We start from the raw sequence: 26,389 nt of genomic DNA on the forward strand, positions 1-26,389 counted from the left end.
GCCCCGACATGCACGGCGAGGAGGTATTCGGCATGGTCGATCCCACTTCGGCCCCGGCGAGCGGCCCCGTGGCGACCCGTGGCCCCACGCCGTCGGAGGACGCCGAGGTGCTAAGTGGCTACTACTGGCAGATGACGCTGATCCGGCTCTTTGAGCAGCGCGCCGCCGAGATGTACACCAAGGCGAAGATCGGCGGCTACTGCCACCTCAACCTCGGTGAGGAAGCCACCGTCGTCGGCCTGATGGCCGCTCTACGACCCACCGACTACCTGTTCACCACCTACCGCGAACACGGCTACGCCCTGGCTCGCGGCGCCGAACCCGCACGGGTCATGGCCGAACTGTTCGGGCGCGCCACCGGCCTGTCCGGCGGGCGGGGCGGCTCGATGCACCTGTTCGACACCCAGCACCGCCTGCTGGGCGGGTACGGCATCGTCGGCGGCCAGATCCCGCCGGCGACCGGGGCCGCTCTCGCCGTGGCCTACCGGCACGAGCCGGGCCGCGACTGTGACGCGGTGATGTGCCTGCTCGGGGACGCGGCCACGAACATCGGGGCCTTCCACGAGTCGCTCAACCTCGCCGCTGTGTGGCGACTGCCGATCGTGTACGTGATCGTCAACAACCAGCTCGGCATGGGCACGCCGGTCGAGGCCGCCGCCGGCGAACCCGAGCTGTACCGGCGCGGGTGCTCCTACCGCATCCCGGGACAGCGGGTGGACGGCAACGACGTCATCGCCGTCCGCGAGGCCGCCCGCGAGGCGCTGGACAAGGCCCGGACCGAGCACCAGCCGATGCTGCTGGAAACCGTCAGCTACCGCTTGCGCGGCCACTCGGTCGTCGACCCGGCCCGCTACCGCAGCGACGCCGACAACCAGCGACTCCGGGAACTCGATCCGCTGCCCGCCTTCCGCGCCCGGCTGATCGACGAGGGTGCTCTCGACGCGCAGGACGCGGCGCGGATCGACGCCGAGGCCGAGCAGACCGTCGCGGCGGCCGTCGACGCAGCCGACCACGCCCCGGCCCCGGACGTGGACTCGCTGTTCGACCACGTGTATGCCACCCCGGTCGCCAACACCTACCGAGGCCGGCCCGGTGACCCGGTGGTGACACCATGACCTTGATCAGCTACCGGCAGGCGCTCCACGACACGCTGCGCACCGAACTACTCCGCGACGAGGACGTGCTGCTGCTCGGCGAAGAAATCGGTGTCTTCGAAGGCTCCTACAAGATCACCGCCGGGCTGCTCACCGAGTTCGGTCCCCGCCGAGTGCGGGACACCCCGATCTGCGAGGAAGGATTCGTCGGCACCGCGATCGGCGCCGCCATGCTGGGACTGCGGCCGGTGGTGGAGATCATGACGATCAACTTCAGCCTGCTGGCCATCGACCAGATCGTCAACCACGCCGCCAAGATGCACTCGATGTTCGGCGGCCAGGTCCGCGTCCCGCTGGTGATCCGCACCCCCGGCGGAGGCGGCCAGCAGCTGGCCGCCACCCATTCGCAGAACCTGGAGGTCTGGTACGCCCACGTGCCCGGGCTGAAGGTGCTCGCCCCGGCCACCCCGGCCGACGCCAAGGGCCTGCTGTCCGCGGCGATCCGCGACGACGACCCGGTGCTCCTGCTGGAGAATCTCGCCCTGTACAACACCAAGGGCGAGGTCCCCGACGGCGACCACACCCTCGGCATCGGCACCGCCACGGTGATGAAACCCGGCACCGACATCACCGTCATCGCCTACTCCCGCGCCGCCGTCGTCGCGCTGGACGTCGCCCGCAGGCTCGACGAGGACGGCATTTCCGTCGAGGTGGTCGACCTGCGCAGCCTGCGCCCCCTGGATCGGGACACCATCTGTGCCTCGGTCCGCAAGACCAGCCGAGCCGTCGTGCTCGAAGACGACTGGCTGTCCTACGGCGTAGGCGCGGAAATCGTGGCCACCCTTGCCGAAGGCGCGTTCGACTACCTGGACGCCCCCGTCCGCCGGGTCGCCGCGGCCGAAGTCCCGCTCCCATACGCCAAACCGCTGGAACTGGCCGCCCTGCCCGACGCCACCGCCCTGACCCGCGCCATCCGGGACACCCTCGACGCCACCCGCTTCGCCGGCCAGGAGGACCACCGATGACGGACGTGTTGATGCCCCGCCTGTCCGACACCATGGAAGAAGGTGTCCTGTCCACGTGGCACAAGCACGAAGGCGACCCGGTCCACAAGGGCGACATCCTGGCCGAGATCGACACCGACAAGGCCACCATGGAACTGGAGGCATACGACGAGGGCGTCCTCGCCCGTCTTCTGGTCGACGAAGGCGCGACCGTGCCCATCGGCACCCCCATCGCGGTCATCGTCCCCGCCGGTACCGCGCCCGCCGCCAGCCTCGACGTCCCGGCGACGACCTCTGCTGAGAAACGGTCCTCAGCCCCGCCTCCGGCACCGCCCACACCGCCGCCACCACGGCCCGTCCCGGTCCCGAGCTCACCGTCCACAGTGGCGTTTCGGGCGTCCCCGCTGGCTCGTCGGCTCGCCCGCGAACACGGACTGGACCTCGCCGCGATCCCCGGCAGCGGCCCCGACGGACGCATCGTGCGCGCCGACATCCACGCCGCCATCGCCGACCAAGCCGCCGCCCCACCGGCGCCAACACCAGTGGCACCACGGCCGACAACCCACCGCACACCCGCGGCAGACCCGGACACCGAGGAGATCCCGCTGACCCGGGTGCGTCGACTCACAGCACAACGCCTCGCCGCCAGCGCCCAGCAGGCACCGCACTTCTACCTGACCCGCGTCGTGGACGCCGACGCCCTGGTGGCCTTCCGTGCTCAGGTCAACACCGACCTCGCCGAGACCGGCGTCCGGGTCAGCGTCACCGACCTGCTCGTCAAAGCCTGCGCCCAGGCTCTGATCGCGCACCCGCAGGTCAACTCCTCCTGGGGCGAAACCCGGCTGCTACGCCACCACCGCGTGCACATCGGTATCGCGGTTGCCCTGGACGAGGGTCTGATCGTTCCGGTCGTCCACGACGCCGACCGCAAGACCGTGTCCCAGATCGGCCGCGAAGCCCACGACCTCGCCGAGCGGGCCCGCGCCGGCCGGCTGTCCCTGGACGAGATCACCGGCGGCACCTTCACCATCAGCAACCTCGGCATGTACGGCATCGACCAGTTCACCGCCGTGATCAACCCGCCCGAGGCGGCGATCCTCGCTGTCGGCGCCGCCGCCCAGGAGGCGATTGTCCGCGACGGCCAACTCGCGGTGGCCACCACGATGACCCTGACGCTCTCGATCGACCACCGCGTCCTCGACGGCGCCACCGGCGCCCAGTTCCTCGCCGACCTGACCGCGCTGCTGGAACACCCGACTCGGATCGTGCTCTGAGCCCATGCCCCGCCGCCAGCGACGGGTAACCGACCGGAAGGAGGCCATGATGACCGACCCGTTGACCGCTCTCACCGACGCCGGAGTATCGATCTGGCTGGACGATTTGAGTAGGGAGCGACTCACCAGTGGCAGCCTCTGCGGCCTGGTCGCCGACCAGCACGTCGCCGGAGTCACCACCAACCCGACCATCTTCGCCAAAGCGATCACCGGCAGCGACACCTACGCCGAGCAACTTGGGCAGCTCGCCGCGCGCCGGGTGGAGATGAGCACCGCGCTGCGCGAGATCACCACGTTCGACGTGCGATGGGCCTGCGACGTGCTGCGCCCCGTGTACGACGCCACCGACGGGGTGGACGGCCGGGTGTCCATCGAGGTCGATCCCCGCATCGCGCACGACACCGAGCGCACCATCGCCGAAGCCAAAGCCCTCTGGTGGCTGGTGGACCGGCCCAACCTGTTCGTCAAGATTCCCGCCGCGAAACAGGGGCTACCCGCGATCAGCGCATGTTTGGCCGAGGGAATCAGCATCAACGTCACGCTGATCTTCTCCCTGGCCCGCTACGTCGAAGTGATCGACGCGTTCTTCACCGGACTCGAACAGGCTCGCGCCCACGGCCGCGACGTCGCCACGATCTCTTCGGTCGCCTCGTTCTTCGTGTCCCGAGTGGACACCGAAATCGACAGTCGGCTGGACAAGCTCGGCAGCGACAAAGCCGCCGCACTGCGCGGCCAGGCCGCGATCGCCAATGCCCGGCTGGCCTACCAACGCTACGAGCAGGCGTGCGCCACCGAACGGTGGCAGGCCCTGCAGCAGGCCGGTGCCCGGCCACAACGTCCACTGTGGGCATCCACCGGCGTCAAGGACCCCGCGTATCCGGACACCCGATACGTGGTCGATCTGGTCGCCCCCGACGCGGTCAACACGATGCCCGAGGCCACCTTGCGCGCCGTCGCCGACCACGGTGTGATCCCCGCCGACAGCGTGCACGGCACCTACGAGGCCGCCCAGCAGACGCTCGACGACCTCGCCGAACTCGGCGTCGACTACGACGACGTGGTCCGGGTCCTCGAAGAGGAGGGTGTGGCGAAGTTCGACGCCAGCTGGGATCACCTCGGCGAGCAACTCGCCCGAACCCTGTCCACCCCACCCGCCACCTCGGGACGGTGATCACCAATGGCCAGTCAGTCCACGTTCGTGATCGTCGGTGCCGGCCTGGCCGGTGCCAAAGCCGCGGAAGCCTTGCGCGAGCAGGGTTTCGACGGCCGGATCGTTCTCATCGGGGACGAGGCGTCGCGTCCCTACGAACGGCCACCGCTGTCCAAGGAGTACCTGCAGGGCAAAGCCGAACGGGACAGCGTCTTCGTCCACGACGCCGACTGGTACCCCAGCCATGACATCGATCTGCGGCTGGGCACCGTCGTCCAATCCCTGGACCGCGACCGGCACGAGGTGATCCTCGCCGACGGCGACCACCTGCCCTACCACAAGCTCCTGCTGACCACCGGCGCCGAACCCCGCCGCCTGCCGATACCCGGAGCCGACGCCGAACGGGTGTATTACCTGCGGCGCGTCGAGGACAGCGACCGCCTGCGCGACCTGTTCGCCACCGCGTCCCGGCTCGCGGTCATCGGCGCCGGCTGGATCGGCCTGGAAGTCGCCGCCGCGGCCCGGACTGCCGGTGTCGCGGTCATCGTGGTCGAGGTCGCCGCCCTGCCGCTGCTGCGCGTGCTCGGGCCGCAGGTGGCGCCGGTGTTCGCCGACCTGCACCGCGCCCACGACGTCGACCTCCGCCGGGGCACCGGCATCCAGGAGATCACCAGCAGCAGCGGCAAGGCGACCGGGCTGCGGCTGGCCGACGGCAGCCACGTCGAGGCGGACGCGGTGCTCGTCGGGGTCGGCGCCGCCCCCAACACCCGACTCGCGACTGAGGCCGGCCTGGAGGTGGACAACGGCGTCGTGGTCGACGCGTCCCTACGCAGCTCCGATCCGGACATCTACGCCGCCGGGGATGTTGCCCGCGCCTACCATCCCTTCCTGGACAAGCACATCCGGGTCGAGCACTGGGCCAATGCCCTCAACCAGCCGGCGACCGCCGCAGCGGCCATGCTCGGTCAGGACGCTCGGTTCGAGGCGCTGCCGTATTTCTACACCGACCAGTACGACCTGGGCATGGAATACACCGGCTACACCGAACCGGAGGGCTACGACCAGGTCGTCGTCCGCGGCGATCTGAGCACACGCGAATTCGTCTCGTTCTGGCTCCACCAAGGCCGGGTACTGGCCGGCATGAACGTCAACATCTGGGACGTCACCCACGACATCAAGGCCCTCATCCACGCCCAGACCCCGGTCGACATCGCCCGGCTGGCAGATCCAAGCGTGCCGCTGGCCGAGGTGGGGACCAGGGCATGACGGCCACCAGTCAGCCACGGCGTGCATCGGCTGCTGGCCACGTGACGCGATCAGGTGCCCGGCTGGCACGAGCGCCAGCCACCATGCTGGCGGACCACCGTGTTCGCCTGCTCCGGGCCCCAGGAACCTCGCTGGTAGACCAGCGGTGGTTGGGACACCGTCAGGGCGGGCTCGACGATCCGCCATGCCTGCTCCACGGCATCCTGCCGGGCGAACCGGGAAGGGTTGCCATCCAGCGCATCGTCCAGCAACTGTTCATAGGCCGCGGGACCTTCGCCCAGAGCCTCGGCCTCCGACATGGTCAGCGCCACCGGTTCAGTGACCAAACGACCACCCGGCACCTTGGCCTGAAGAAACAAGGTGATCCGGCCGTCGGGTTTGACCCGGAACCGCAACTGGTTGGGGCCGGGCCGGGTCGGATCGGCTTCGGCGAACAACAAGCGGGGAGGCTCACGGAACTCCACGACCGCCTCGGTGACCGTGCACGGCAGTGATTTCCCGGCGCGCAGGTAGAACGGCACGCCCGCCCATCGCCAGGAGTCGATCTCCAAGCGCAGCGCGGCAAAGGTCTCCGTGGACGAGCCGGTCGCAACCCCGGCCTCGTCTCGGTAACCCACGTACTGGCCGCGTACCAGGTCCGCGGGATCCACGGCACGGGTTGCGGTGAGCACCTTGACCTTCTCGTCGCGCAGCGCACCGGGATCGGCCGACACCGGCGGCTCCATCGCCAGCAAGGCGACCAGCTGCAGGAGGTGATTCTGCACCACGTCCCGCACCGTCCCGATCCGGTCGTAGAACGCGCCCCGTCCCTCCACGCCGAACGACTCCGCCATGGTGACCTGCACGTGGGCCACATAATTGCGATTCCACAGCGGTTCCAGGACCGTATTGGCGAATCTCGTGCCGAGCACGTTCTGGACCGGCTCTTTGCCCAGGAAGTGATCGATCCGGAAGATGTCGGCTTCGGCGAACACGTCGTGCAGACAGGCATTGAGATGGCGCGCGGACTCAAGATCCCGGCCGAATGGTTTCTCCACGACCACCCGGCCTCCCCGATGCAGTCCGACCGAGCGCAGCCCCGTCACCACGTTCTCGAACAGGTCCGGCGGGATCGCCAGGTAGAACACCGGTGCCCGGCACCGGTCCAGAGACGCCGCCAGCCGGTGGTACAGCTGCGGATCACGGTAGTCACCCGCCACGTAGCCGACCCGTCCGGCCAGCTCATCGAGTATGGCGTCATCCACCAGCTCACCAGAGGCTTCGGCCGTCGAACGGATCTGGCTGCGAAACCGATCGGCAGTCCATGCCGTCGCCGCGACCCCGATCACCCGTGCACCACGCAGCCGTCCGCGACGCGCGAGCCGGTACACGCTGGGCAGCAACTTCCGGCGGGCGAGGTCGCCGGAAGCCCCGAACAGCACCAGCGCGTCTCCACGCAGCGATGCCATCGCCTTCCCTCACTTTCGTTCTCACCGGGAGCACCATGACCCGCTTGGTCGGTGTCGACGCCGACGCCGCGGCGTTACTCGCCGACATCGGTATCCGGGTGCACCTGGCCGTCACCGGTTTGCCCGGCTCGGGCACCCCGGCCGATCTGCTCGACGCCGGTATCTCCGTGCCCGGCATCGTCGCGGCCACGCACCGGCCGGTCGCCGCGTAGCCACCGAACGGTCGCGACGAGCATGGCCGCGAACACCACGGCCCACACCGCCAGCGCCACCCACCCCTCGCCCCCGCCGAACGCGGCCAGCCAGCGGGCGCCGGTGGCGTGCCCCAACTGGTCGCCGGCCACGCCGTACATGCCCACCGGGAACACGATGCTCCACAGGGCACTCTCGTAGCGCAACGGCACCCGGCGCACGAGGTGCCGCCACACGCCGAGCGCGACCAGCAGCGGGATCAGCCAGCTGCAGAACGACCACAACACCAGCGAAACATCCGCGAGCACGCCGCGCGACAGGAGGGCATCCGGTAGCGCGAGCAGGTGGGCGCCGGCCAGGATCGTGATCGCCGCGGCCCCCATGAACACCCAGTACGGCGGGACGAGTTCAGCCGCCGCGACCGGCCGGACCAGCAACCGGGCCAACCCGATCCCGGCCAGCAGCAGGTACAGCACCAACCCGATCGCCCAGCACACCGCCCCGGCTGTCGCCAGGAGCGTGGCCGGCCCGAACGGGGCGAGCGTGGCGGCGGCCACGGCGACGGACTGGGTGCCGACGACCCAGATGAACCAGGTGCCGTTGACCTGGTCCAGGCTCGGATGCCGGCGCGGGTCGGCGATCAGTCCCAGCGGTACCCCGTAGCCGAGCACCAGCCAGCTCACCACGCCCACGACCAGCAGCACGATCGCCGGCCACCACCACCCGCCGAGAGCCAGCCGGGCGGCCAGCACGTTCGACGCGGCCACGAAGGTGAGGAACGCGAACCCGCTCGGGCTGACCACATCCGCCAGCATCTGCCGCGGCCACCGCACCAAGCGCCATCCGGACACGGCGATCAGCCCGGCATAGCCGACCAGCCCGATCAGCAGCAGCGCATCCGACACGGCCGGCACGCCGTCTTCGTCCAGGGCGGTGGACACGATGCCGGTGGCCATGACGAACGCGAACACGCCCGGGTTGAGGCCACGGACCACGCTCCTGCATCCCGCCCACCCCGGGTGGGATGCTCGCAGCGTTCGCCGGTCCACGCGGTCCTCGGCCGGCCGCGTCAGGTCGACGGGCCGGAGCCTGGGCTCAGCCACTCGACGAGGACGGCCGCCTGGCTGTGCTCGACATCCCGCGTCGCGGTCAACAAGGTCAGGTCGTGTCGACGGGCGATCAAGCGCAGGTGCTGGGCGGCCTGACGTTGCGGGGACTCGCGCAGCTCGGCCAGGTAGCGGCGGCGGAACTCGGCGAACCGCGCGGGGTCATGCCCGTACCATTGGCGCAACTCGGTCGACGGTGCCACTTCGCGCAGCCACTCGTCCAGATGCGCTTTCTCCTTGCGCACCCCACGCGGCCACACCCGGTCCACCAGCACCCGCACCCCGTCCGACCGGTCGGGCCGGTCATAAATCCTGCGACAGGCGATGTGCGTATCCACGGCACGCTCCTTCCCGATGCCCATAGGTAACCTCCTGCACCCGTATTTTATACAATCAAGCTCGTATAAACTGCTCGTGGTGACGCACCACCCATGTCCAGTGTCCACCCGGCGGAGGTGACGGGTCCATGCGCGACAACCACCCGGGTGCGGTGCCGAACTCACCGGCACCGGACGATCCCGGCTACCCGGCGGCCACCGCTTCTGATGCGGGAACGGTGACCGAGCTGGATGCCGTGCTCGTCGGGTGCCGGGCCTGTCCGCGGCTGGTGGCCTGGCGCGAGCAGGTCGCCACGGTCAAACGCAGTGCCTTCCGCGAGTGGGACTACTGGGCGAAGCCGGTCCCCGGTTTCGGGCCGGTGGACGCCACCCTGGCGATCGTCGGCCTGGCCCCGGCCGCGCACGGCGGCAACCGCACCGGCCGGATCTTCACCGGCGACCCGTCCGGCGATGTGCTCTATGCCGCCTTGCACGCAGTCGGCCTCGCCTCTCAGCCCACCGCGACACACCGGGGAGACGGGCTGGCTCTGCGCGGGGTACGGATCACCGTGCCGGTGCACTGCGCGCCGCCGGACAACCGGCCCACCACCATCGAGCGGGACACCTGCCGGCCGTGGCTGGCCCGCGAACTGGCGCTGCTGCGGCCGACCCTGCGAGTGGTCGTGGTGCTGGGCGGGTTCGGCTGGCAGGCAGCACTGCCCGTGCTCGCGGCCGGCGGGTGGTCACTGCCCCGGCCTCGACCGGCGTTCGGCCACGGCGTCCACGTTCGAGTGACCGACCCGCGCACCGGCCGCGATCTGCACCTGCTCGGCTGCTACCACCCCAGCCGCCGCAACATCTCCACCCGCACCCTCACCATCCCCATGCTGCACGACGTGCTCCGCCGCGCCGCCCACCTCGCCCGGCAGTAGCCGGATCCCGTCCGCGTTCAGCCGGCCAGCAGCACGCCGAGGAACAACGCCGCCAGCGCGCTGACGCCCGTGAGCGCGCCGAACACGGCCAGTCCGGTGGTGCTGCGGGCGCGGGCGTGCAGGAACGCGGTGATGCCGGAGACGGCGACGACCGCGAGCTTGACGATCAGCGTGGTCCGGTAGTGGCCGGTGTCCTTGGCCGCCTCGGCCAGGATGTTCCACACCCCGGTCGCCACCAGCACGGCGAACGCCGGCCAGGCGACCTGGTTGAACCGCCGCGCGGCGGCCGCGGGCACCTGAGTGCCGAGCCCGCGCAACACCGGGACCAGCGCGGCCAGGGTGAGCTGTCCGCCGACCCAGATCGTCGCGGCCAGCACGTGCAGGAACAGGCGGACCGTGTCCCAGGACACCCCGAGCATGACAGCTGATCATTCCCTTCCGGCGGTCCGGCCGCAGAGGACCTCCGTCCCTACCGCGCCCACCGGGCCGCACCGTACCCTATCGTTGTTTCTACAAGTCCAATCGTTAAAAAGCGGGATGGGTAGTGATCGACCACGAACCGGAGGCGGCGCCGCAGTACCGGCGCCTGCCGCTGACCGAGGGCCCCGGCGCGTCACCACGCCGACGCCGGCACGCCATCGCCGCGAGCCTGATCGCCGGCTATCTGATCGCCGCGGCGGGCACGGTGATGGCGCACGGCGTGCTGGCCATGCCGGAGTGGCTGGCGTTGCACCTGCTGGTGCTCGGTGCGGCCAGCAACGCCGTGCTGGTGTACAGCCGGCACTTCGCCCAGGCCCTGCTGCACGCCCGGCCGGGACCCGAGTGGCCGGCCAGCGCCCGCCTGGCCGCGTTCAACCTCGGCGCGCTCGCCGTGCTCACCGGGATGGCGGCCGGGCTGCCGTGGGTGGCCGTCGCCGGGGCCGTGCTGGTGGTCGGCGCGGTGTTCGCGCACTCGGCCGCGCTGATCGCCATGGCACGCGCCGCGACCCTGTCCGGGCGGCTGCGGGTCGTCGTCCGCTACTACGTGGCCGCCGGCATCTGCCTGATCATCGGCGGCACCCTCGGCGGGCTGCTGGCCGGGGGCGCGTTCCCGTCCCCCGGATGGCAGCAGGCAGTGCGCCTGGCACACGCACACCTGAACCTGCTGGGCTGGCTCGGCCTCGTCGTGGTCGGCACCCTGTTCATGCTCTGGCCCGCGGTTCTGCGCACCCGCATGGCCGACACGGCGCCGCGGACCGCCCGGCAGGTTCTCGTGCTCACCACGGGCGGCCTGGCGGTCGCGGTGACCGGTGCGGTCCTGACCGGATGGCACCCCGCGGCACACTGGGCTGCGGCTGCGGGCATGGCCGGCTACGGGGCAGGCGTGGCGTACGCGCTGACGCCCGCGATCCGGGAGATGCGGGCCAAACCACCGCGCTCGGCCGCACCCGTGGCACTGCTCGCGGCCAACGGCTGGCTGCTGGCCGCCCTGGCCGTCGACATCATCGGCCTCGCCCTCGGCAGCACCGTCGCGGACGACCTGCTCGGTCGCCTCCTGGTGCCCGTGCTCGGCATCGGCGTGGTCGCCCAGATCCTGACCGGCGCGCTGACCTTCCTGATCCCGGTGACCGTGGGCGGCGGGCCGAGCAGCAATCGACGACTGACCGAGGTCCTGGAGTACGCCTGGCTGCCCCGCGCCGTGCTAGGCAACCTCGGCCTCCTCCTGCTCGCCCTGCCCACCGCGGGTGACCCGCGGGTGCTGGCGTGGGTGTTGGCGCTGGCCGGGTTCGGCTCGTTCCCGGCCCTCGTGGTCGCGGCCCTGGTGACGCGGCGCCGGCCGGCCCCTGCCGGCACCGCCGGGCCCTCTGCCGGATCGGCGCGACGGCGGCTGGCCGGCCACGAAATCCTGGCTCTCGGCAGCGTTGCGGCCGTGCTGGCGGTGCTCACCCTGGTGAGTGCCGGCGCCTGGCCCGGCCATCCCGACAACGCGGCCCCGGCAACGGCCACGACCGCATCCTCCGGCGTGCCGGTGGCGGTGAGCCTGAGCGAGTTCACGGTCACCCCGGCGACCATCGCCGTCACCCCGGGCACGAAGCTGGTGCTGACCGTGCGCAACACCGGCCGGATGAACCACGACCTGAAACTGGACGGCCGGCAGGGCACCGGCACGCTGGCCCCCGGTGCGCAGCAGACCGTCGACTTCGGCGTCGTCACCCAGGACGAGCAGGCCTGGTGCACCGTGCCCGGCCACCGTCAAGCCGGCATGACCCTGACCATCCACACCACGACGACGCCGTCCATCGCCGGTCAGCACGACCCCGGCATGGCCGGCATGGATATGAACGCCGCCCCGCCACCGACCTGGCGGCCCTACGACCCGACACTGCAACCAGCCTCCGGCGGCACCGAACACGACGTCACCCTGCGCGTCGAACACGCCACCATCGAGGTCGCACCCGGTGTGCGCCAACAGGTCTGGACCTACAACGGCACCGTGCCCGGCCCGGTGCTGCACGGCCGCGTCGGCGACCTGTTCACCGTGCACGTGATCAACAACGGCGACCTGCCGCACTCCATCGACTTCCACGCCGGCCAGGTCAGCCCCGACACCGCCATGCGACCCATCCCGCCGGGCGGCGAACTGACCTACTCCTTCCGCGCCGAGCACGCCGGAATCTGGCTCTACCACTGCGCCACCGCACCGATGATCCAGCATCTGGCGATGGGCATGTACGGCGCGGTGATCATCGATCCACCCACCCTGGCCCCGGTTGCGACCTCCGACGTGCTCGTGCAGTCCGAGTTCTACCTCGGCCCGAACGGTGGCATACCCGCCACGCCGCAACTGCTCGCCGCCGACCCGAACCTCGTGGTGTTCAACGGCTATGCCAACCAGTACCGTTCCGCGCCGATCCACGTCCGCATCGGACAACGCATCCGGCTGTGGGTGCTCGACGCCGGGCCCAACGAACCCAGCGCCTTCCACGTGGTCGGCACCCAGTTCGACACCGTCTTCAAAGAAGGCACCTACCTGCTGCAGCCCGGAAACACAGCCGACGGCGCCGCCCAGGAACTGGACCTGCAACCGGGAGAAGGCGGCTTCGTGGAACTGACCCTCACCCAACCCGGCACCTACACCATCACCACGCACCGGCTCGCCGACGCCGAACGCGGCGCCATGGGCAGCATCATCGTCGAACCATGAATCTCGGAGAGGAATCAAGATGAACTTGATCGTCTATGCGGATTTCAGCAGCCCGTTGTGCTATTTGGCCAGCAGCCGGGTGGACGCGCTGGGTGCAGCCGGGATCGACGTGGACTGGCGCGCTGTCGAGCGTGCACCGTGGTTGCCGGTGACCGGCCGACGACTCGACAGTAACAGCCGGCCCGCGCTGGAGGCCGAGATCGCCGAAACGCTCGACATGCTCCAGCCTGACGAACAACTGGACTGGACAATGCCCGACGTCGTGCCGAAGACGGAAGCCGCCGTCGCCGGCTACGCAGAGGCATACGGCGCGGGCGTGGCCGACGACGTGCGGCGACTGCTGTTCCGGGCGTACTGGTGCCGCAAAGTGGACATCGGTGACCCCGAGAAGCTACGGAAACCCCTGGCCGGACCCATTCTGCGAGGCCGTTCCGCTTCCGATCCCTTGCGCTTGTACGGCTATGCGGTGAGCATGAGCCGGGGACCGATCACCACCAGCGCATGGCGTCGCATTCAAGCATGGCAGGACGAATGGTCCGCTCTCGGCGCGGACGCCCTGCCGGTGCTCGTCGAGAACGGGTTGCCCCTGTCCGGCCCGGACGTTCCCCGATACCTGGCCAAGATGATCGCCCAGCTGAATGTTCCCTTCAACTCGGAACTCCCTGAGCCGGAACGCTATCCCTCGCCTCGTGTGCGTCCGCCGGCATGGTGGGCAGCCCAGGCCGGTGGCCGGTGGCTCTACCCCAGCAGGTGCACATAGGAGCCCCGGTTGACGCAGCGGCCGATCACCAGGCAGGCAGTCAGCCGTCCGTGTAAACCCGCGTCGGGCAACAGGCCGGGTCGCGTCTCGTAGGAGGAGGCCGTGAATGCCTTGACCGGGCTCGATTGTCAATTGGTAAATGACCAAGGGCGTCCTCGCCGCGCAATCAGTCGTTACGCCCATTCCGGCTGAGCGAACAATCGATCTTCCATGTTTTGGCCAGCCGACTGCTCGGCCCTGATGATCGACACCAGCAGTCGCGCGCGGGCGGCACCGATACGCAGGTTTCTGCGGAGCGTGTCGGCCGAGATCGGGCGCCGATGCTTGGCCCAATGCCGGGCGTCCGCGCGCCGGGCGCGTTCGAGCAGCTCATTCTCGGCACTTGCCTCGATGTCGCCGACCTTTCCCGACGCTGACGACGTAGCCGAATCGGTGTCCTCGTCGCTGGCGAGTGCCCTGCCAGCGTGGTCATTCAGGGCACGATGGTCGTTGCGGCTGACGGACTCCTCGACGTCGAGCGCTGTCGCTACGGGATGGCCGATGGTGGTGATGGCCTGCAGCAAGCCGGGTCCTACCTCGGCCCACCCGATAAGCAGTAGTGGGCCGACGGCGTCGAACGCAGCCTTGCCGTAGGCCCCGGTGACCACTGGGTCGGCGATGTTCAAGGCGAGGGTGGCAAGGCTGGCGAAGATGAGCAACCGGCGGGCTGGCCGGAGCTGCTCTTGTGTGGCGCCGTGGAGGGCGAGGTGGCGTGTGCCGAGGAGCAGGCCGAGGATGGACAGGTCGACCGCGGGCGCGACGAGGGGCGCGACCCAGGCAGGCACGCCGAGCCTGAGCGCGAGATTGAGGACGTTGCCGAAGCCGAAGAGGAAGGTCAGGCCGACGACGACGCCCATGATCACGGTGACAGCCTGAACCACGGCAGCCCCGTCCGAACCTGATTGAGTCGACATAACCGCACGCCGGGTCATCGGGCACCACCTACTTCGAGGCGCGGACGTCCATGGCTGTCTCGCGTGGGGATGCCGCGTTCACGGAGCTTGTTGAGCACGGTGGTGTGGTTGACGCCCAGACGGTCGCCGACTCGCGCCAGGGACCACCCGAGGTTGTAGAGGTGGATGGCGTCGTCGACCTGCTCAGGTGTGAGGCCGCGGCGGCGCATCGGCACACCGTACCGATGGAGGATGTTGCTGACCGTTCGCCGCTCGATGCCGAACCGGTCACCGAGCTCGTACACCGTCGCCCCGGACCGGTAGCCGGCGATCAACTGCTCGACTTGATCGGCACGGAGTTGCCGGGCACGCCGCGGCCGGTCGCGCTCGATCGACGTCGGCTCGGGGGCATCGAGGCTGGGAAGCTTCTCAAGGAGCTCTTCCAGGGCTCTGACCTGGTCTTTTATGTTCGAGTAAGGTCCCCTAACCTCCACTTAAGGGTTCTAACCGCTCTTGACCTGGTGTTTTTACCCTAGGTAGTTGCGGATCTCTGGCTTGGTGTTCGACAGAACGCCAAGCCAAGGTGGTGTTTTGAGGGTTCTAACTCTCTGAAGGTGTCGGTGTGTCGCCACTCTGTGTGGCGGCCTCTGGCTGGTTGGGTTCCTGCTCTCGCGCGAGACTGATGAGGACCTTGGCGAGCTTCTCGACGTCGGGTGGGTCACGACGTTCGTCAGTGACACGGAGCCGTCGTGAATCGGAGCGGCGGCGCACGTGCTGCTTCCGGTCTCGTTCGGTGCCCACACCCACCACCTTCTGTAAGAGAGGCCAAGTTCTGGGCCGACTCTGCGTTCGGAACCGAACGCCGCCCATAAAGGTGCGAAGGTACTCAACCCGACACCGACCAGGACGCAACCGCGGCTCACAAATAGAAGGCCCACCCGATCGTGTGTGTCTTGAGGGAGCACCTGCTAGGTCCACCCGTGGTGCTTGATCACCCGTTCGGCGCATGACATCCCACTCGGGCTTCTTGGACGATTTCACGATGTGCAGTCGTGGAACCGTCCGAGCGTGGCTTTCGTGACGGAGCAACATCTATTCTCCGATGACGATGACGACTCGGAGTCCGAGGATGCCTTTCTCGAACGGCTTGGCGCCTTCGTTGCCGCGGTGGCGGACAACGCTGGTGCTGTCATCCGCGACCCGGCGATGCTCAAGTGGGCGCAAGCTGTCTACGAGGCTTACGGCGATCTCGATGAGAATGGTGAAGGACTGACCGTCGAACAGCTCAAGGCGGCCTGCGGCGATGCAGGTCCCGGCACGTTTGAGAGCCGGATCGCGGTCTTCAAACAGCTGCGGCTGATCCGGCCTCCGCAAGGGCGTGCTTACCACCGCCGGCTGCACTTCGACGGCGCTGGTGTCGCCGCTTTGCTTGTTTTCGACAAGCTCCGTCTTGGTACAGGGGTCCAGGAAATCCTGTTCCTCCTCGACCAGACCAGACGCGACATCCTCGACGGCGTGCTTGGCATCGATGATGTGCTGGCGCGGCTGACGACTCTGAGGCGTGCCCTGTCCATCAGTACGGGCGAACTCATTCAACTCCGGGACCGGCCGGTCGAGGAACTGCTGCACGAGCGACGCAATCGCCGGGGAGCGGACCGTATGCTTTCCGAGGCCAAGGCGCTCGTGGCGGTCGTGGAGACGCAGTTTCCTGAACTGAGTCCTACAGGTTCGAAGTTGATCACTCAGGCGCTGCGCTACTCGACGGCGGTCAGTGACTTGATCGATCGCCTCCTGCGCGCGGTCACCGCTGAGCGGGATTTCTCCATGTTGCTGCCGGAGCAATACCACAGCGCCGCCCTGCGCTCGTCGGCTGATGGCCTCGCTGAGGTGTTCGGAGGCATAGTCTTCGACCCGGCGTCGGCGTTGATAACGCCGGACGAGATTCTCGCGACGGTCGAGAAGTACCGGCCGCCCGAGCCACGTAGGCGCGCACCGCGATCACCAGAACTGCCGCCGGAGCACGACCCAGTCCGTGAAGCGCGCCGTAGACGTGCGAGTCTGCGTGAGCGTCGCGAAGCCGTTCTACGGTTGCAGTTACGCGGAAACGCTGAGATCGACCTCACCGTCGAGATCGAGAACTCGTCGTGGCGCGATGCGATCCGCCTGGTCGCCGATCTGCTCGCCGCGTGCGGGGATCCTGAACTCGGGTTCACCCTGCGGCTGTCCGATGAGCTGCGGGTGCACATTACCGGAACGGTCAGCTACGTCACCCCGATCCGGTTGATCGACGAGAAGGGCGGTTACCGTGACTGAGGCCTTCCGACTGGCCCAGATGAGGGTGTGGCGGACGATCACTCCCCCCGAGGACGACGCGGACCTTACTGGTCTGCGGGTCGCTGCCGCTCGCGCCGGTCGCAGACTGGTCGAGTTGGGCGGCGGCGATTCCGGAGTCGAACTGACCTTGGGCTGGCGAGAGGAAGTGCCTCTGACGCCGGACGACGCGGGCGGCCCCAGCGGCGCGGGAGAAGGCACGGTGGTCGTGCTCGCCGCGTGTCTGAGCTGCTGCTGGCCGGATCCGGACGCACCGATGTTCCCAGGCATGCCCACGACCTTCGAGGAGCTGCGGCAGACTCTTGCGCCGCTGGGCATCCAGAACGTCACACACGCTGTCAACCGGCTGCGCAGGTGGGGGTACCTCGTGACCGACCTCGTTGACGGGGCCATCAGGCTGGGGCCCGCGGTGGCGACCTGGACACAAGCCGACGTCGACAGCCTGCGCCGCGAACACTCCCGACTGCCAGCTGTGAGAGGGCGAACGAGTGACTGAGCACCTGCTCGACACGCTGCCGATCGCCCGCCAGCACGACGTTCTATCCGCGGTAGCTGCCGTGGAGACCGCCGAGCTGCCCGTCCCGGCTCGTGAGTTTCGCGCGCTCATGGAAATACCGCTGCGGCACGTGGTGGAGCAGGTGCTCGCCGAGGCCGGCCGAGTGCTGATCAAGCGCGGTAGCGCCTACATCACGGGCTATGACGACACGATCCGCGAACGGCTCGCCTCGGAGGGCATAGGCGTGCTGCCTCCTGAACAACGTGCTGTCCTGGCAATGGTTCTGCTGTTGTCGGTCGCCATTCCACGGGCGGAGGGGCGCTTGTTTTCGGACGCACCGTGGACCGACGGCGATCCGGTTTCGCCCGCCTTGCTGAAGACGGGCCAGATCAAGCGCCAGAGTACGATCGACGACTCGCTGCGAGAACTCCGTGCTCTGGGGCTGATCAAGTCAGCGACCGGGGGCGGCGTCGTACTCGGAGCTCAGGTTCTCCGGCTCACGCCGCGGGCGACCACGACGCTGTTTGAGGAAATGATCCTAGTCGCCGAACCTCACGGTGATCTGGCACTGGCGATTCGCAGGCAACGCGCAACAGGTCCACGACTCGGGAGTGCACACGAGCATGAATGACCAGTACGTACCGAAAGCGAGCAACCGCGGAATCATAGGTTCGCGTCATCTGATCGCGGTGCAGACTTTCGACGTGGCCAGGCTGACTACCCATCCCGTGCCCGTCGTCCCAGGCACCTTCATCGCGGTGTCCGGCGAAGGACCTCGCGGTGACTCCAACGGGTCCGGCAAGACCAGCTTCCTAGCCGTCGTCTCGATCCTGCTCGGTGATCCACAGTGGAGGTTCGACACCAAGGGAGGAAAGGCCGCGACTGGGGTGCTCTTCCGGCCAGACTCGGCCGGCGTCAGCGTCCACCAGGCGAGCCCAGCACGAAGTGGGTACATCGTCGGGGTCTTCGCGGACGAGGTAGACGCGCTGGAGACGGCGGTAACGGTGTGGGTTCATCTCACTACCTCTGAGCCGTGGCTGGAGGTCAGGTGGGCCAGCGGCGTGCATCTCGCCGACGATGAGGATCTCGAACAGCGCGATCTGCAGGCCGACTCGATCTGGCACGCCGTGCGCCACAGCGGCACCTTGTCCGCCCGTCGCATGGCCGAGCAACTCTATGGAGACGCACCCCGCTGCTTGACCTACCTCGACACCCCGCTACGGCCTCCGGTGCCATCGCTGCTCAGTCAGCAAATGACCGAGATGGAGCCGAAGGACATCGGGGAATCCTTGATCGCGCTGTCGGGATCCAAAGCGCACCTTGACGCCGAACGCACGCTGCGCGGCGACGTCCTAATGCAAAGGCGTACTCGTGACGACTCGCTCTCGCGCGCAGCGGAGCGCGAACGTGAGGAAGCGGTCACGCTGCAGGCGATCGAGGACCGAGACGCTGCACGGGCCGCGCTGACTGAGGCTGATAGTCAGTGGGACCTGTACGTCCTTGCGCAGTACCGCAAGGCGCTGTCCGACGACGCAGCCGCGGACGAAGACGTTAAGGATCTTGGCGATAAGCACGCAGACGCAGCAAAGCTCGTTACTGAGACTGAGGCGGTGCTTGCCGAACTGAAGAACACCACAGACTATGCCACCACCGAACGACGAGCTCGCGATGCCTGGACGGGGGCGCAACAGAAGACCAGTGGCCTTCGGATCCAGCGCGCGGAGGTCAACAAAGCACACCGCGACTTGGTGGATGAGCGGAACAAGCTTTTGAAGGACGCGGCTGAGTGGGATGGTCGTCCGTCTACCGAGACGGCAATAGACCACGCAAGGTCGCTCCATGACCGGAACAAGGCCGAACTCAAGCTGGAGAGCGCACACACAGCGGTTGCCGAGGCCGAGAAGGTACTAGATCGGGCAGAGAACGGCCGTGGTGGGGTGGCCGGTCTGGTGCTGGACACCCTGGAGAGCAACGGGATCGAAGCCGCCTCGCTCTTCGACGTGGTCGAGGTCGACGAGTCCGAGCGTCATGCCTGGGAACCTAGGTTGCTGCCCTATCAGGATGCCGTCGTCGTTGACCATCGACTGGCTTCTCCGACACTTGATGCCGCCCTCGCCGAGCGCCCTGGGGCGATGGTCATCACCACCGATGAGCTGGAAGGTTCATTTCCGGACGGTGTTCGGTGTCGGCTGCCGATCACCCGCTTTCTTCAGACGCTTGAAGCTCGCCTGGAGCACCGGGTCGCGCCCGACCGCGTTCACGACGGATCGTTGAGCCTGACGATCAGCGGCAGCTTCCCTAACCCCATAGCGGGCAGGGAAGCACTACTGGGTCGCCTCCGTAGGGATGTAGATGACGCGGTTGAGCTCGAAGACCAAGCCGGAACCGAACTTCAGCTGGCTGAAGCTGCGCTTCGGCTCGCATCCGCCAAGCACAACTGCGCTGTTGCTGCCGAGCGGCTGAAAGCCGTGAATGAGGAAGAGGATCGGCTGTCCAATCAGATCGGCGAATTTGATCGTGCGATTGGTAAGGCGTCCGAGGATGAGGCCGAGCTGCAGGAAGCTTGGGAGCAGGCTAAGGGAGCACTGGATGGGCACGATCAGCAGGTGACTCTTCTCAAAGTCCGTCTGGAGAACTTTCAGCGTGACGAACGGGAGAAGCGTCGCAAGCTGCGTGCCCGCGAACAGGAACGCGTCGATCTCGATGTCGAGATGTGGAAGGCGCTTGCTCGTGGTGCCCTGCACCGGTATGAGGGCGACCTGGACGACTTGCCGGTCCGGGACCTCGGCACGATTCGAGTCGCGGCCACGGACCGGTTGGCGGATGCGATGCGATTGTTCGGCATCGATGATCGCGACGAAACGCTGCCCACCGAGATGCGGGACTGCATACGGCTGCGAAAGGCGCTCGCCGCGGGGTCCGGCGATCGTGCACCCGCAACAGATCTCCCCGCCGTCGCCGAACCACTGTGCCGCAGACTCGAAGCGATGGCGGGCCAGGATCGAGTCATGCGAACCAAGATCGAGAATCAGCGGGCTGAGCACGCGCGCGTCCATCAAGGACTAGAGCGTGAATTGGCGGACGGTGAGCAGAATCTTAAGGTCATGCAGGACATGATCGAGCAGCACCTCGAAGGCATTCTCGGCCGCGTGAGCGATCAGTTCGACCAACTGGACAGGCAACGTGGCGGCAGCGGAGCCGACCTTCATGTCGCGGCCTCGCTACCACAGGGTGCATCCGAATGGGTCTGGGAGGTCACACCCAGGTGGAGACGCTCCCGTGGCAGCGGGATGGTGTCCTACAAGGAGGTCGCCAATGGGGCACAGGTCAAGGTCCACGCAGTGCAGCTCGTCCTCGCGGCAGTTCTGGCCGACACCGAGACCCATGGCAGAGTGCTCGTGCTCGACGAGCTCGGCAACAGCCTGGGTGAGGTCAACCGCAAGGACGTCCTCGGCGCGCTCAAACGCGTCGCCGAAGACACCCAGGTCACGATTCTTGGCACATGCCAGGACAGCGTGCTAGTCGATGCGGCGGACGTCTGCGGCGAGCTGATGTGGTTCGCCCACACGAGCGAGGCGGAAGCCTATAACCGGCCGACCCGAGTGTGGGGCTTCAACGCGAACTCCGAACAGGTCACCCTGACCGCCGACCACCTCACGGCCGGTCGGCGCGGCAAGGGAGCTTAACCCGTGAACGCCCATTCACTGGAGTTCCTCTTCGGTGAAAGCGCCGGCCGAATCGAGGTGCCACTGCCGGGCCTGCTGCCTCCCGATGTTAAGGCCTTCACGGTGCCGAAACCCCGTGCCGACGACGATGACGAACTCGAACTCGGCGCTCCGGCGGACCGGGTCCGCCGCGACAGGAAGGGGCGAGTCAAGGTGCGCCAGGTCGACCTACTCGCCAGCTCGCGGTCGTCGTCCTTCGCGCTTCCTGCCACACTCACCAAGCGCGACCTCGTCTGGGTGCTCAGTACCAAGACCGAGCGTCGTTGGTCCGGCCTCGTCACCCAGTTCGAGGATAGGGCCTGGCCATCCACGATGGATCTGGTCCGCAGCGGGGTGGCCGTCGTGCGGTGCACGGTGACCGCGACCAAGACCGGATTCGACCTCCGGCCACAGCACCTCCGACTCACGGCAGGGTGGCAGGCGGCGCGTCTCGACCACCTCAACGAGGTCACCGGAAGGCCAGACCCCGCCACCGCGCGGGCAGAGCTCCAGAACTTGATGACAAACATCGTGGAATTGGCTGACGAATGCCTTCTGTTGGCCGGAGTCGAGCAGGGGTCACCGCTTCGCGCGCCCGCAGGTACCCGCGCGGGAACGAAAGTGTGGTCGGTCTACGAGGACGCTGTCCGCGCTGCGTGCTACTGGTACCTCCACGAGGGTGCCAACGGTGAGCTCACCGCAAAGGACGTCGCCAGCCACGCATTTCGGGACTCGAAGCGATGGACTCCGGAACGGGAAGCTGCGTTCGCCAACATTGTCAACAAGTCCTTCACGGAGGCTGTGAAGGTCAATGACGTCGAGATCCTGATGCGTGGTCCGCTACTGTGGCACGTCGGCAGCGTCATCGCCGACGCTCACACGAGCGAGCCTTGGATCGGTCTGCCTGCCGGAGGTCTCGGACTGCTCGGCACGGTAGACACTACTGCCGTACGCGGCGTTCTCGTGATTGAAAACAAGGACACTTTCGAGCAAATTTGCCAGCGGACTGATGTCTACGACCGGTGGTTGTGCGTGTGGGGCAAGGGCTACGCCAGCCGTCCGCTGGTCGCCTTCCTGTCCGGCTTCGCTGAACTGCCGATCGCAGCGTGGTGCGACCTGGACGCCGACGGCGTAGGCATCATCAACAACCTGAGCGTCCGGCTCGGCCGTTCCGTGGAACCCGTGTGCATGGGCGTCGAGTTCTGGAGAACCGGACCGTACCGTCGGCAGACGCCCTCCGAGTTGGAACGCGGACGGGCTAGGGCCACCACGCTGGCCGCCGAAGGCCCACTGGGGCTTCGCGCGCTCGCCGAGGCCATCGCGCCGAGCGGCGAGGGACGCGAACAGGAGTCCATGTACGACGACGTGCTACCCACGCTCTCGAAGGTCCTGAGCAGTCTCGAAAGTTAAAACCCTTATTGCCGCCAGTGGTTCTCATCGAACTTCGATGGCTGGCTTGGGGACGCGAAGACATCTGGGAGCAGGCAGACGGCGTGCTTGCATTTGTCGAGCAGCGGCGGTTGCAGCACCAGGCATGAAGGGTCATGCAGCGACTGGGTCTCAGCGGAGATGGTGCTCGATGATCTAGTCGCGGACATAATCACAGACCCTGTCGACGTCCCCGGTCCGCTCGCCGTAGCAGCCGCTGCATGCCGTCTGGAGACACGTCACCAGGCCGTCTGGTCAGCGTCCCATCCGTTCTTGCGTTCCAGGTGCGCGATCAGTCCAGACCCATGCGTGGGGTTCGGCGCGGGTGAACCGGTCCGCGATCTGTTCATACAATCGGTCCAGTTCGGCCATCACCAGGGTAACTACCACGAACAACGTGATCCACTACAGATCAAGCGAGTGCCGTTGCTACATTCAACTCTCCTCGAAGCCGGACTGGTCGAACTTGAGGGTTTGGGCGTTCTCGGAGACCGTGCGAACCTTGCTCTCCTCGAAGCCGGAGGTTTCAGTTGCTTCGATTTCGATGCGGACAGTCAGGTTCGTGCTCTGATCGGCTCGGAGGGGAGCGATGACCTCCTCAGCGATGTTCTTGAAGTCCTGTGCGATCTTCTCGGTGTTCAGTGTCTTGACGCCGTAGAAGCGGGTCTTGAACTTCCGGTGGTAGACGCCCGGATGGTCAGGGTCCGGCTCGAAGTGTTTCTTGGCACTGCTTTCGGTGGACCCAGTCGGGATTCCCGGCGCCGCAGAGGCTTCGGTCTCGCGCTGCTGAACGGCGACGTCCGGGCGGACGAGCAGTAGCGAATCCGTGGTGGGGGGAGCGGGCCGCTCGTCGTCTGGGGTCCAGAGGTCGATGTACCGGTTGGCGACCTCGTCGTAGCTGGTCGCCAGGGCGAAGGCATCGGTCTGCCAGATCATCGGCAGATCGACCACGCCATCGTCGAGGACACGGCGATCACGCAGACGCGGCATGTACGGGTACTGACTGTAAAGCCCCCAGAGCGCGCCTAGGGAGACGTGGCCGTCCTTCCAGATTTGCGGCACCTTGCCCAGGGCAAGACGGACCGTCGCGGCGGCCTGTCGAGTGGACAGGTCACCGTCATTGCCGAGTCGTCGCGAGACCCGCTCGGCCAACGCGTCAGACTGCCCTTCTACCTTGGTCTCCCGAAGGACGAAGGGCGCTCCGGGGTCAGGCTGGGCGGGTATGAGCGCCCAGGTGAAGGTTTGCAGCAGGCGCGCGGTCACGGTCTGGTCGGCCTGAGCCTGACGCTGCGCAGCTTGGTTCTTCTGGTTGTGGGTCAGGTCGAGGTCTGTCTCGTTGTCGAGCACATGGCGCCAGCCGAGGTAGTCGCGGGTCGCTGTGTCGAGTTCTTCCAGTCGGGCCTCGTCGGCAGCGAGGTAGACGAGCATGTTGCGATGGGTTCTGTTGGCGTTACCGCGTTGTTCGGTCGCCTTCTGGGCGAATTCTTTCGCTGCTGACTCGGTGCCGCGCTTGTGCGCGACCTTCGGGTGGAGGATGACAAGCCGGGATTCGTCCGTGTCGGGGATGTCGGAATTGGTTTCTGGGCACACGTGTACGCCAGCGAAGTCGCCGCGGGTGCGGGCCTGGCTTTGCAGCCGGCGGACGATCTCGGCCCAGACATCTTCCTTGTGCAGGCGCTCGGCCTGGTCTTTGGCGGTGCGGGTGATGTTGGGCTGGAGATCATACCAGTACTTGCCGGAGCCGGAGTAGAAGTAGGTGGCCCGGTCGCCGAGTTGAGTCAGCGCGGAGTGGAAGTTGCCGGGTACGTCGCCGGGGACGGCGGTGCCGAGGAAGACCCGCTGGGTGCCGATCCCCTTGTGGACCGAGCCCGGTGCGATGGTCGGCGCGGCACCGAAAAATACCGCACGGGCGAGACGTTTGGTCAGGGCTCGCTGGCCGTAGAGTGGCTTCTCCCGGTCGATACGGGCAGGTTCGGAGTTGGGACCATCCACGTCGGCGTCGATGATCGTTTTCCAGGAGTCCTGGAGGTACTGCGTCAGCTCGGCATTCACGTTCGCCGTGGCGAGCGGAATCGACGAGGGCATGATCAGGGGCGCGGCGTCCTCGCCTGTCCAAAGGGCGTGAATCACCGTGCTCATTAACCGCAGAACGCCTCGCGTGCGCTGGAACCGTTCGAGCGAGGACCACTCCTCGTACAGGGTGTCGAACAGCTCCGGGTGGATGGGGTAGGTCCGCTTGATCCGGTTCTCGTACGTCGAGTCCCGAGACTCGCGCGGAAAATCATCGATGTACTTGCGATACATCTCCACATAGGCACGTGCCGTCGCGCCGATCGCGGCGAGCCCGGCGGCGTCGGGCTGCTTGAACAGCCGCTGTTTCACGATGTGATACGCCTCGTCCGAGGACGCCGGTCGCCACTGATCGGCCACCCGGCGCACGACGTTCTGCAGCCGCCTGAGAGCCTCGAGACCGTTGGCACCGCCGACCTCCTCGGCGTTGCCGGCGACGGTCTCGGAGTCGTCGCCGCTCTCGGAGGCGGGGATGGAGATCGCGAGCAGAATGCCCGAGGTGCCTTTGGCGGTCTCGGTGAGCGACTGGGCGAAGGTGAATTGGTCATCGAAGGTGCCGCCAGCGAGGTCGTCACGACCAACGAGCGAGCGGGCGTAGGCGACCCATTCGTCGATCAGGATCACGGCCGGGGCGTACTTCGCGAGTAACTCGTGGAGCGCGTCGCCGGGGTGCGTCCGGTTGCTGTCGGCGGTGGCGACGATCGCGTAGCCCTCTGCGCCACCGAGCTGCCACGCGAGTTCGCCCCAGATCGTGCTGACCTGGGTGCCGTCCTCCTTGGTGGCACCGGACGGGCTAAGGTGGTTGCCGACGATCGCGACACGGTTGACCTTTGCGCCGGCGTAGCCGTGGGCGTTCAGCAATTCCTGGGTGTCTTGCGGGAAGTCGCCCACCGGGAGCCCGGCGGCGATGTGCCACAGGGACAGCATCGAGTGGGTTTTGCCGCCACCGAAGTTGGTCTGCAGGTTGATCACTGGCGAGGCGTTGTCGTCACCGGACAGTCGGCTCACCGCGCGGCCGATGAGGTCACGTAGGCCCTCGGTGAGGTAGGTGCGCTTGAAGAACTCGATGGGGTCGGCGTAATCCGAGTCCACCTCGCCGCCCGTAGCGACCTTGTACAGGTCGGCGGCGAACTCGGAGGCATGGAAGTTGCCGGTGGCGACGTCATCGTGCGGTGGCAGCACCTCACGCCAGGGCTTGAGCCCGGATGCCTCGGGGTTGTCGACTGCGGACTTGAGGAATTTCTTGTCATCCTTGTCTGCGGTGACGCGGCGCAGGTTGAGCCGAATCCGCGCAATCTCCTCACCGGTCCCGACAGCGCCGATCGCGACCGCGAAACGCTGAGCGGTGTCGAGAGCCCGGTACGCATCGTCGTCGGTGAACGACCTCATGTGCGCCCACGTGTGCCGCACCTGCAGGAGTTCCGCGGCGTAAGCCAGATGCGTGCGGTTCAAGTGGGAATTCAACGGACGCCAGTTACGCCGGTACCGGTGCGTGTAGTCCCGGGTGATCAGCTTGAGCTGGACCGACGGGTCGCCCCGGTGGACCTCCCTGCCGTCGCTGTTGTCAACCGCGGTGATGATGTCGACCCAGGTACGACCGGCCTCGAGCTGCGGGTCGAGGATCTGGGACAGGAAGGCGTCCAACTTGGGTGCCAGCAAGTCGAACATCTGGCCGATGCGGTCGCGGTTGCTCACTGCCAT

General features: G+C 67.4%; 20 protein-coding genes and 1 pseudogene. 13 read left to right on the plus strand and 8 right to left on the minus strand.

The features are described from left to right. The first annotated feature begins 32 nt into the window (after positions 1-32). From pdhA to FG385_RS00060, 5 genes are read left to right on the plus strand one after another with little or no spacing between them, the layout of a single operon-like run. A complete protein-coding gene (gene pdhA, locus FG385_RS00040; protein WP_139094482.1) occupies positions 33-1,115 on the plus strand; it encodes a pyruvate dehydrogenase (acetyl-transferring) E1 component subunit alpha in 1,083 nt (360 codons plus the stop codon). Continuing rightward, entirely contained in the window at positions 1,112-2,119 is a 1,008-nt protein-coding gene (locus tag FG385_RS00045; protein WP_139094483.1) for an alpha-ketoacid dehydrogenase subunit beta, read from the plus strand. The genes pdhA and FG385_RS00045 overlap by 4 nt, the downstream gene beginning before the upstream one ends. Then, complete coding sequence (locus FG385_RS00050; RefSeq protein ID WP_139094484.1) at positions 2,116-3,372, plus strand: dihydrolipoamide acetyltransferase family protein; 1,257 nt, start codon at positions 2,116-2,118, stop codon at positions 3,370-3,372. The genes FG385_RS00045 and FG385_RS00050 overlap by 4 nt, the downstream gene beginning before the upstream one ends. A 49-nt stretch (positions 3,373-3,421) precedes the next feature. Beyond that, on the plus strand, positions 3,422-4,543 hold the full coding sequence (tal, locus tag FG385_RS00055) for a transaldolase (RefSeq protein WP_139094485.1): 1,122 nt from the start codon (positions 3,422-3,424) through the stop codon (positions 4,541-4,543). 6 nt (positions 4,544-4,549) lie between these two features. After that, entirely contained in the window at positions 4,550-5,788 is a 1,239-nt protein-coding gene (locus FG385_RS00060) for an NAD(P)/FAD-dependent oxidoreductase (RefSeq protein WP_139094486.1), read from the plus strand. A gap of 50 nt (positions 5,789-5,838) precedes the next feature. Here FG385_RS00060 and zwf read toward each other — a convergent pair whose 3' ends face one another. The 3 genes from zwf to FG385_RS00075 form a co-directional block, all read right to left on the minus strand. Beyond that, positions 5,839-7,236 carry a glucose-6-phosphate dehydrogenase gene (gene zwf, locus FG385_RS00065; protein ID WP_139094487.1) on the minus strand — a complete coding sequence of 466 codons (1,398 nt, stop codon included), beginning with the start codon at positions 7,234-7,236 and terminating at the stop codon, positions 5,839-5,841. A gap of 74 nt (positions 7,237-7,310) precedes the next feature. Beyond that, positions 7,311-8,423: a tellurite resistance/C4-dicarboxylate transporter family protein gene (locus tag FG385_RS00070; RefSeq protein WP_200834231.1), complete on the minus strand. Its 1,113-nt coding sequence runs from the start codon at positions 8,421-8,423 to the stop codon at positions 7,311-7,313. A gap of 74 nt (positions 8,424-8,497) precedes the next feature. Then, positions 8,498-8,872, minus strand: a complete 375-nt coding sequence (locus FG385_RS00075) for a DUF488 domain-containing protein (protein WP_235022277.1) — start codon at positions 8,870-8,872, stop codon at positions 8,498-8,500. 128 nt (positions 8,873-9,000) lie between these two features. Between FG385_RS00075 and FG385_RS00080 the strand changes: the two genes are divergently transcribed. Continuing rightward, on the plus strand, positions 9,001-9,783 hold the full coding sequence (locus FG385_RS00080; RefSeq protein ID WP_139094489.1) for a uracil-DNA glycosylase: 783 nt from the start codon (positions 9,001-9,003) through the stop codon (positions 9,781-9,783). Positions 9,784-9,800: 17 nt separating this feature from the next. Here FG385_RS00080 and FG385_RS00085 read toward each other — a convergent pair whose 3' ends face one another. Next, complete coding sequence (locus FG385_RS00085; protein ID WP_139094490.1) at positions 9,801-10,202, minus strand: hypothetical protein; 402 nt, start codon at positions 10,200-10,202, stop codon at positions 9,801-9,803. A gap of 125 nt (positions 10,203-10,327) precedes the next feature. On the opposite strand from FG385_RS00085, the gene FG385_RS00090 reads away from it, so the two are divergent. Both FG385_RS00090 and FG385_RS00095 read left to right on the plus strand, forming a co-directional pair. After that, positions 10,328-12,967, plus strand: a complete 2,640-nt coding sequence (locus FG385_RS00090) for a multicopper oxidase domain-containing protein (protein WP_139094491.1) — start codon at positions 10,328-10,330, stop codon at positions 12,965-12,967. Between the two features lie 19 nt (positions 12,968-12,986). Then, a complete protein-coding gene (locus FG385_RS00095; protein WP_139094492.1) occupies positions 12,987-13,727 on the plus strand; it encodes a DsbA family oxidoreductase in 741 nt (246 codons plus the stop codon). 173 nt (positions 13,728-13,900) lie between these two features. Here FG385_RS00095 and FG385_RS00100 read toward each other — a convergent pair whose 3' ends face one another. Beyond that, positions 13,901-14,680, minus strand: coding sequence for a hypothetical protein (locus tag FG385_RS00100; RefSeq protein ID WP_407645445.1), 780 nt, complete (start codon positions 14,678-14,680; stop codon positions 13,901-13,903). A 14-nt stretch (positions 14,681-14,694) separates the two neighbouring features. After that, positions 14,695-14,994, minus strand: coding sequence for a hypothetical protein (locus tag FG385_RS00105; RefSeq protein ID WP_235022278.1), 300 nt, complete (start codon positions 14,992-14,994; stop codon positions 14,695-14,697). Between the two features lie 733 nt (positions 14,995-15,727). Here FG385_RS00105 and FG385_RS00110 point away from each other — a divergent pair. Genes FG385_RS00110 through FG385_RS00130 form a run of 5 tightly spaced genes read left to right on the plus strand, consistent with a single transcriptional unit; the run spans position 15,728 to position 22,600 of the window. Then, complete coding sequence (locus tag FG385_RS00110; protein WP_139094495.1) at positions 15,728-16,972, plus strand: hypothetical protein; 1,245 nt, start codon at positions 15,728-15,730, stop codon at positions 16,970-16,972. Then, positions 16,965-17,486 (plus strand): hypothetical protein, encoded by a 522-nt coding sequence (locus tag FG385_RS00115; protein WP_139094496.1) that lies wholly within the window; start codon positions 16,965-16,967, stop codon positions 17,484-17,486. The genes FG385_RS00110 and FG385_RS00115 overlap by 8 nt, the downstream gene beginning before the upstream one ends. After that, on the plus strand, positions 17,479-18,117 hold the full coding sequence (locus tag FG385_RS00120; RefSeq protein WP_139094497.1) for a hypothetical protein: 639 nt from the start codon (positions 17,479-17,481) through the stop codon (positions 18,115-18,117). The genes FG385_RS00115 and FG385_RS00120 overlap by 8 nt, the downstream gene beginning before the upstream one ends. Continuing rightward, positions 18,110-21,172, plus strand: coding sequence for a hypothetical protein (locus FG385_RS00125; protein ID WP_139094498.1), 3,063 nt, complete (start codon positions 18,110-18,112; stop codon positions 21,170-21,172). The genes FG385_RS00120 and FG385_RS00125 overlap by 8 nt, the downstream gene beginning before the upstream one ends. 3 nt (positions 21,173-21,175) lie before the next feature. Next, on the plus strand, positions 21,176-22,600 hold the full coding sequence (locus FG385_RS00130; RefSeq protein ID WP_139094499.1) for a Wadjet anti-phage system protein JetD domain-containing protein: 1,425 nt from the start codon (positions 21,176-21,178) through the stop codon (positions 22,598-22,600). Positions 22,601-22,777: 177 nt separating this feature from the next. On the opposite strand, the pseudogene FG385_RS34580 reads toward FG385_RS00130, so the two are convergent. Together FG385_RS34580 and FG385_RS00135 are read right to left on the minus strand one after the other, a co-directional pair. Beyond that, a pseudogene (locus FG385_RS34580) lies at positions 22,778-23,008 on the minus strand (IS701 family transposase); the annotation flags it as partial. Positions 23,009-23,053: 45 nt separating this feature from the next. After that, positions 23,054-26,389, minus strand: coding sequence for a DUF499 domain-containing protein (locus FG385_RS00135; RefSeq protein WP_139094500.1), 3,336 nt, complete (start codon positions 26,387-26,389; stop codon positions 23,054-23,056).

The organism is Amycolatopsis alkalitolerans (assembly GCF_006152065.1).
Classification (GTDB): Bacteria; Actinomycetota; Actinomycetes; order Mycobacteriales; family Pseudonocardiaceae; genus Amycolatopsis_E; species Amycolatopsis_E alkalitolerans.

What these genes read in the sequence shown, in the direction of transcription:
- pdhA (WP_139094482.1), top strand. Translation starts at nt 33, where the DNA reads ATGGTCGATCCCACTTCGGCCCCGGCGAGCGGCCCCGTGGCGACCCGT.
- FG385_RS00045 (WP_139094483.1), top strand. Translation starts at nt 1,112, where the DNA reads ATGACCTTGATCAGCTACCGGCAGGCGCTCCACGACACGCTGCGCACC.
- FG385_RS00050 (WP_139094484.1), top strand. Translation starts at nt 2,116, where the DNA reads ATGACGGACGTGTTGATGCCCCGCCTGTCCGACACCATGGAAGAAGGT.
- tal (WP_139094485.1), top strand. Translation starts at nt 3,422, where the DNA reads ATGACCGACCCGTTGACCGCTCTCACCGACGCCGGAGTATCGATCTGG.
- FG385_RS00060 (WP_139094486.1), top strand. Translation starts at nt 4,550, where the DNA reads ATGGCCAGTCAGTCCACGTTCGTGATCGTCGGTGCCGGCCTGGCCGGT.
- zwf (WP_139094487.1), bottom strand. Translation starts at nt 7,236, where the DNA reads ATGGCATCGCTGCGTGGAGACGCGCTGGTGCTGTTCGGGGCTTCCGGC.
- FG385_RS00080 (WP_139094489.1), top strand. Translation starts at nt 9,001, where the DNA reads ATGCGCGACAACCACCCGGGTGCGGTGCCGAACTCACCGGCACCGGAC.
- FG385_RS00085 (WP_139094490.1), bottom strand. Translation starts at nt 10,202, where the DNA reads ATGCTCGGGGTGTCCTGGGACACGGTCCGCCTGTTCCTGCACGTGCTG.
- FG385_RS00095 (WP_139094492.1), top strand. Translation starts at nt 12,987, where the DNA reads ATGAACTTGATCGTCTATGCGGATTTCAGCAGCCCGTTGTGCTATTTG.
- FG385_RS00100 (WP_407645445.1), bottom strand. Translation starts at nt 14,680, where the DNA reads ATGTCGACTCAATCAGGTTCGGACGGGGCTGCCGTGGTTCAGGCTGTC.
- FG385_RS00125 (WP_139094498.1), top strand. Translation starts at nt 18,110, where the DNA reads ATGAATGACCAGTACGTACCGAAAGCGAGCAACCGCGGAATCATAGGT.
- FG385_RS00135 (WP_139094500.1), bottom strand. Translation starts at nt 26,389, where the DNA reads ATGGCAGTGAGCAACCGCGACCGCATCGGCCAGATGTTCGACTTGCTG.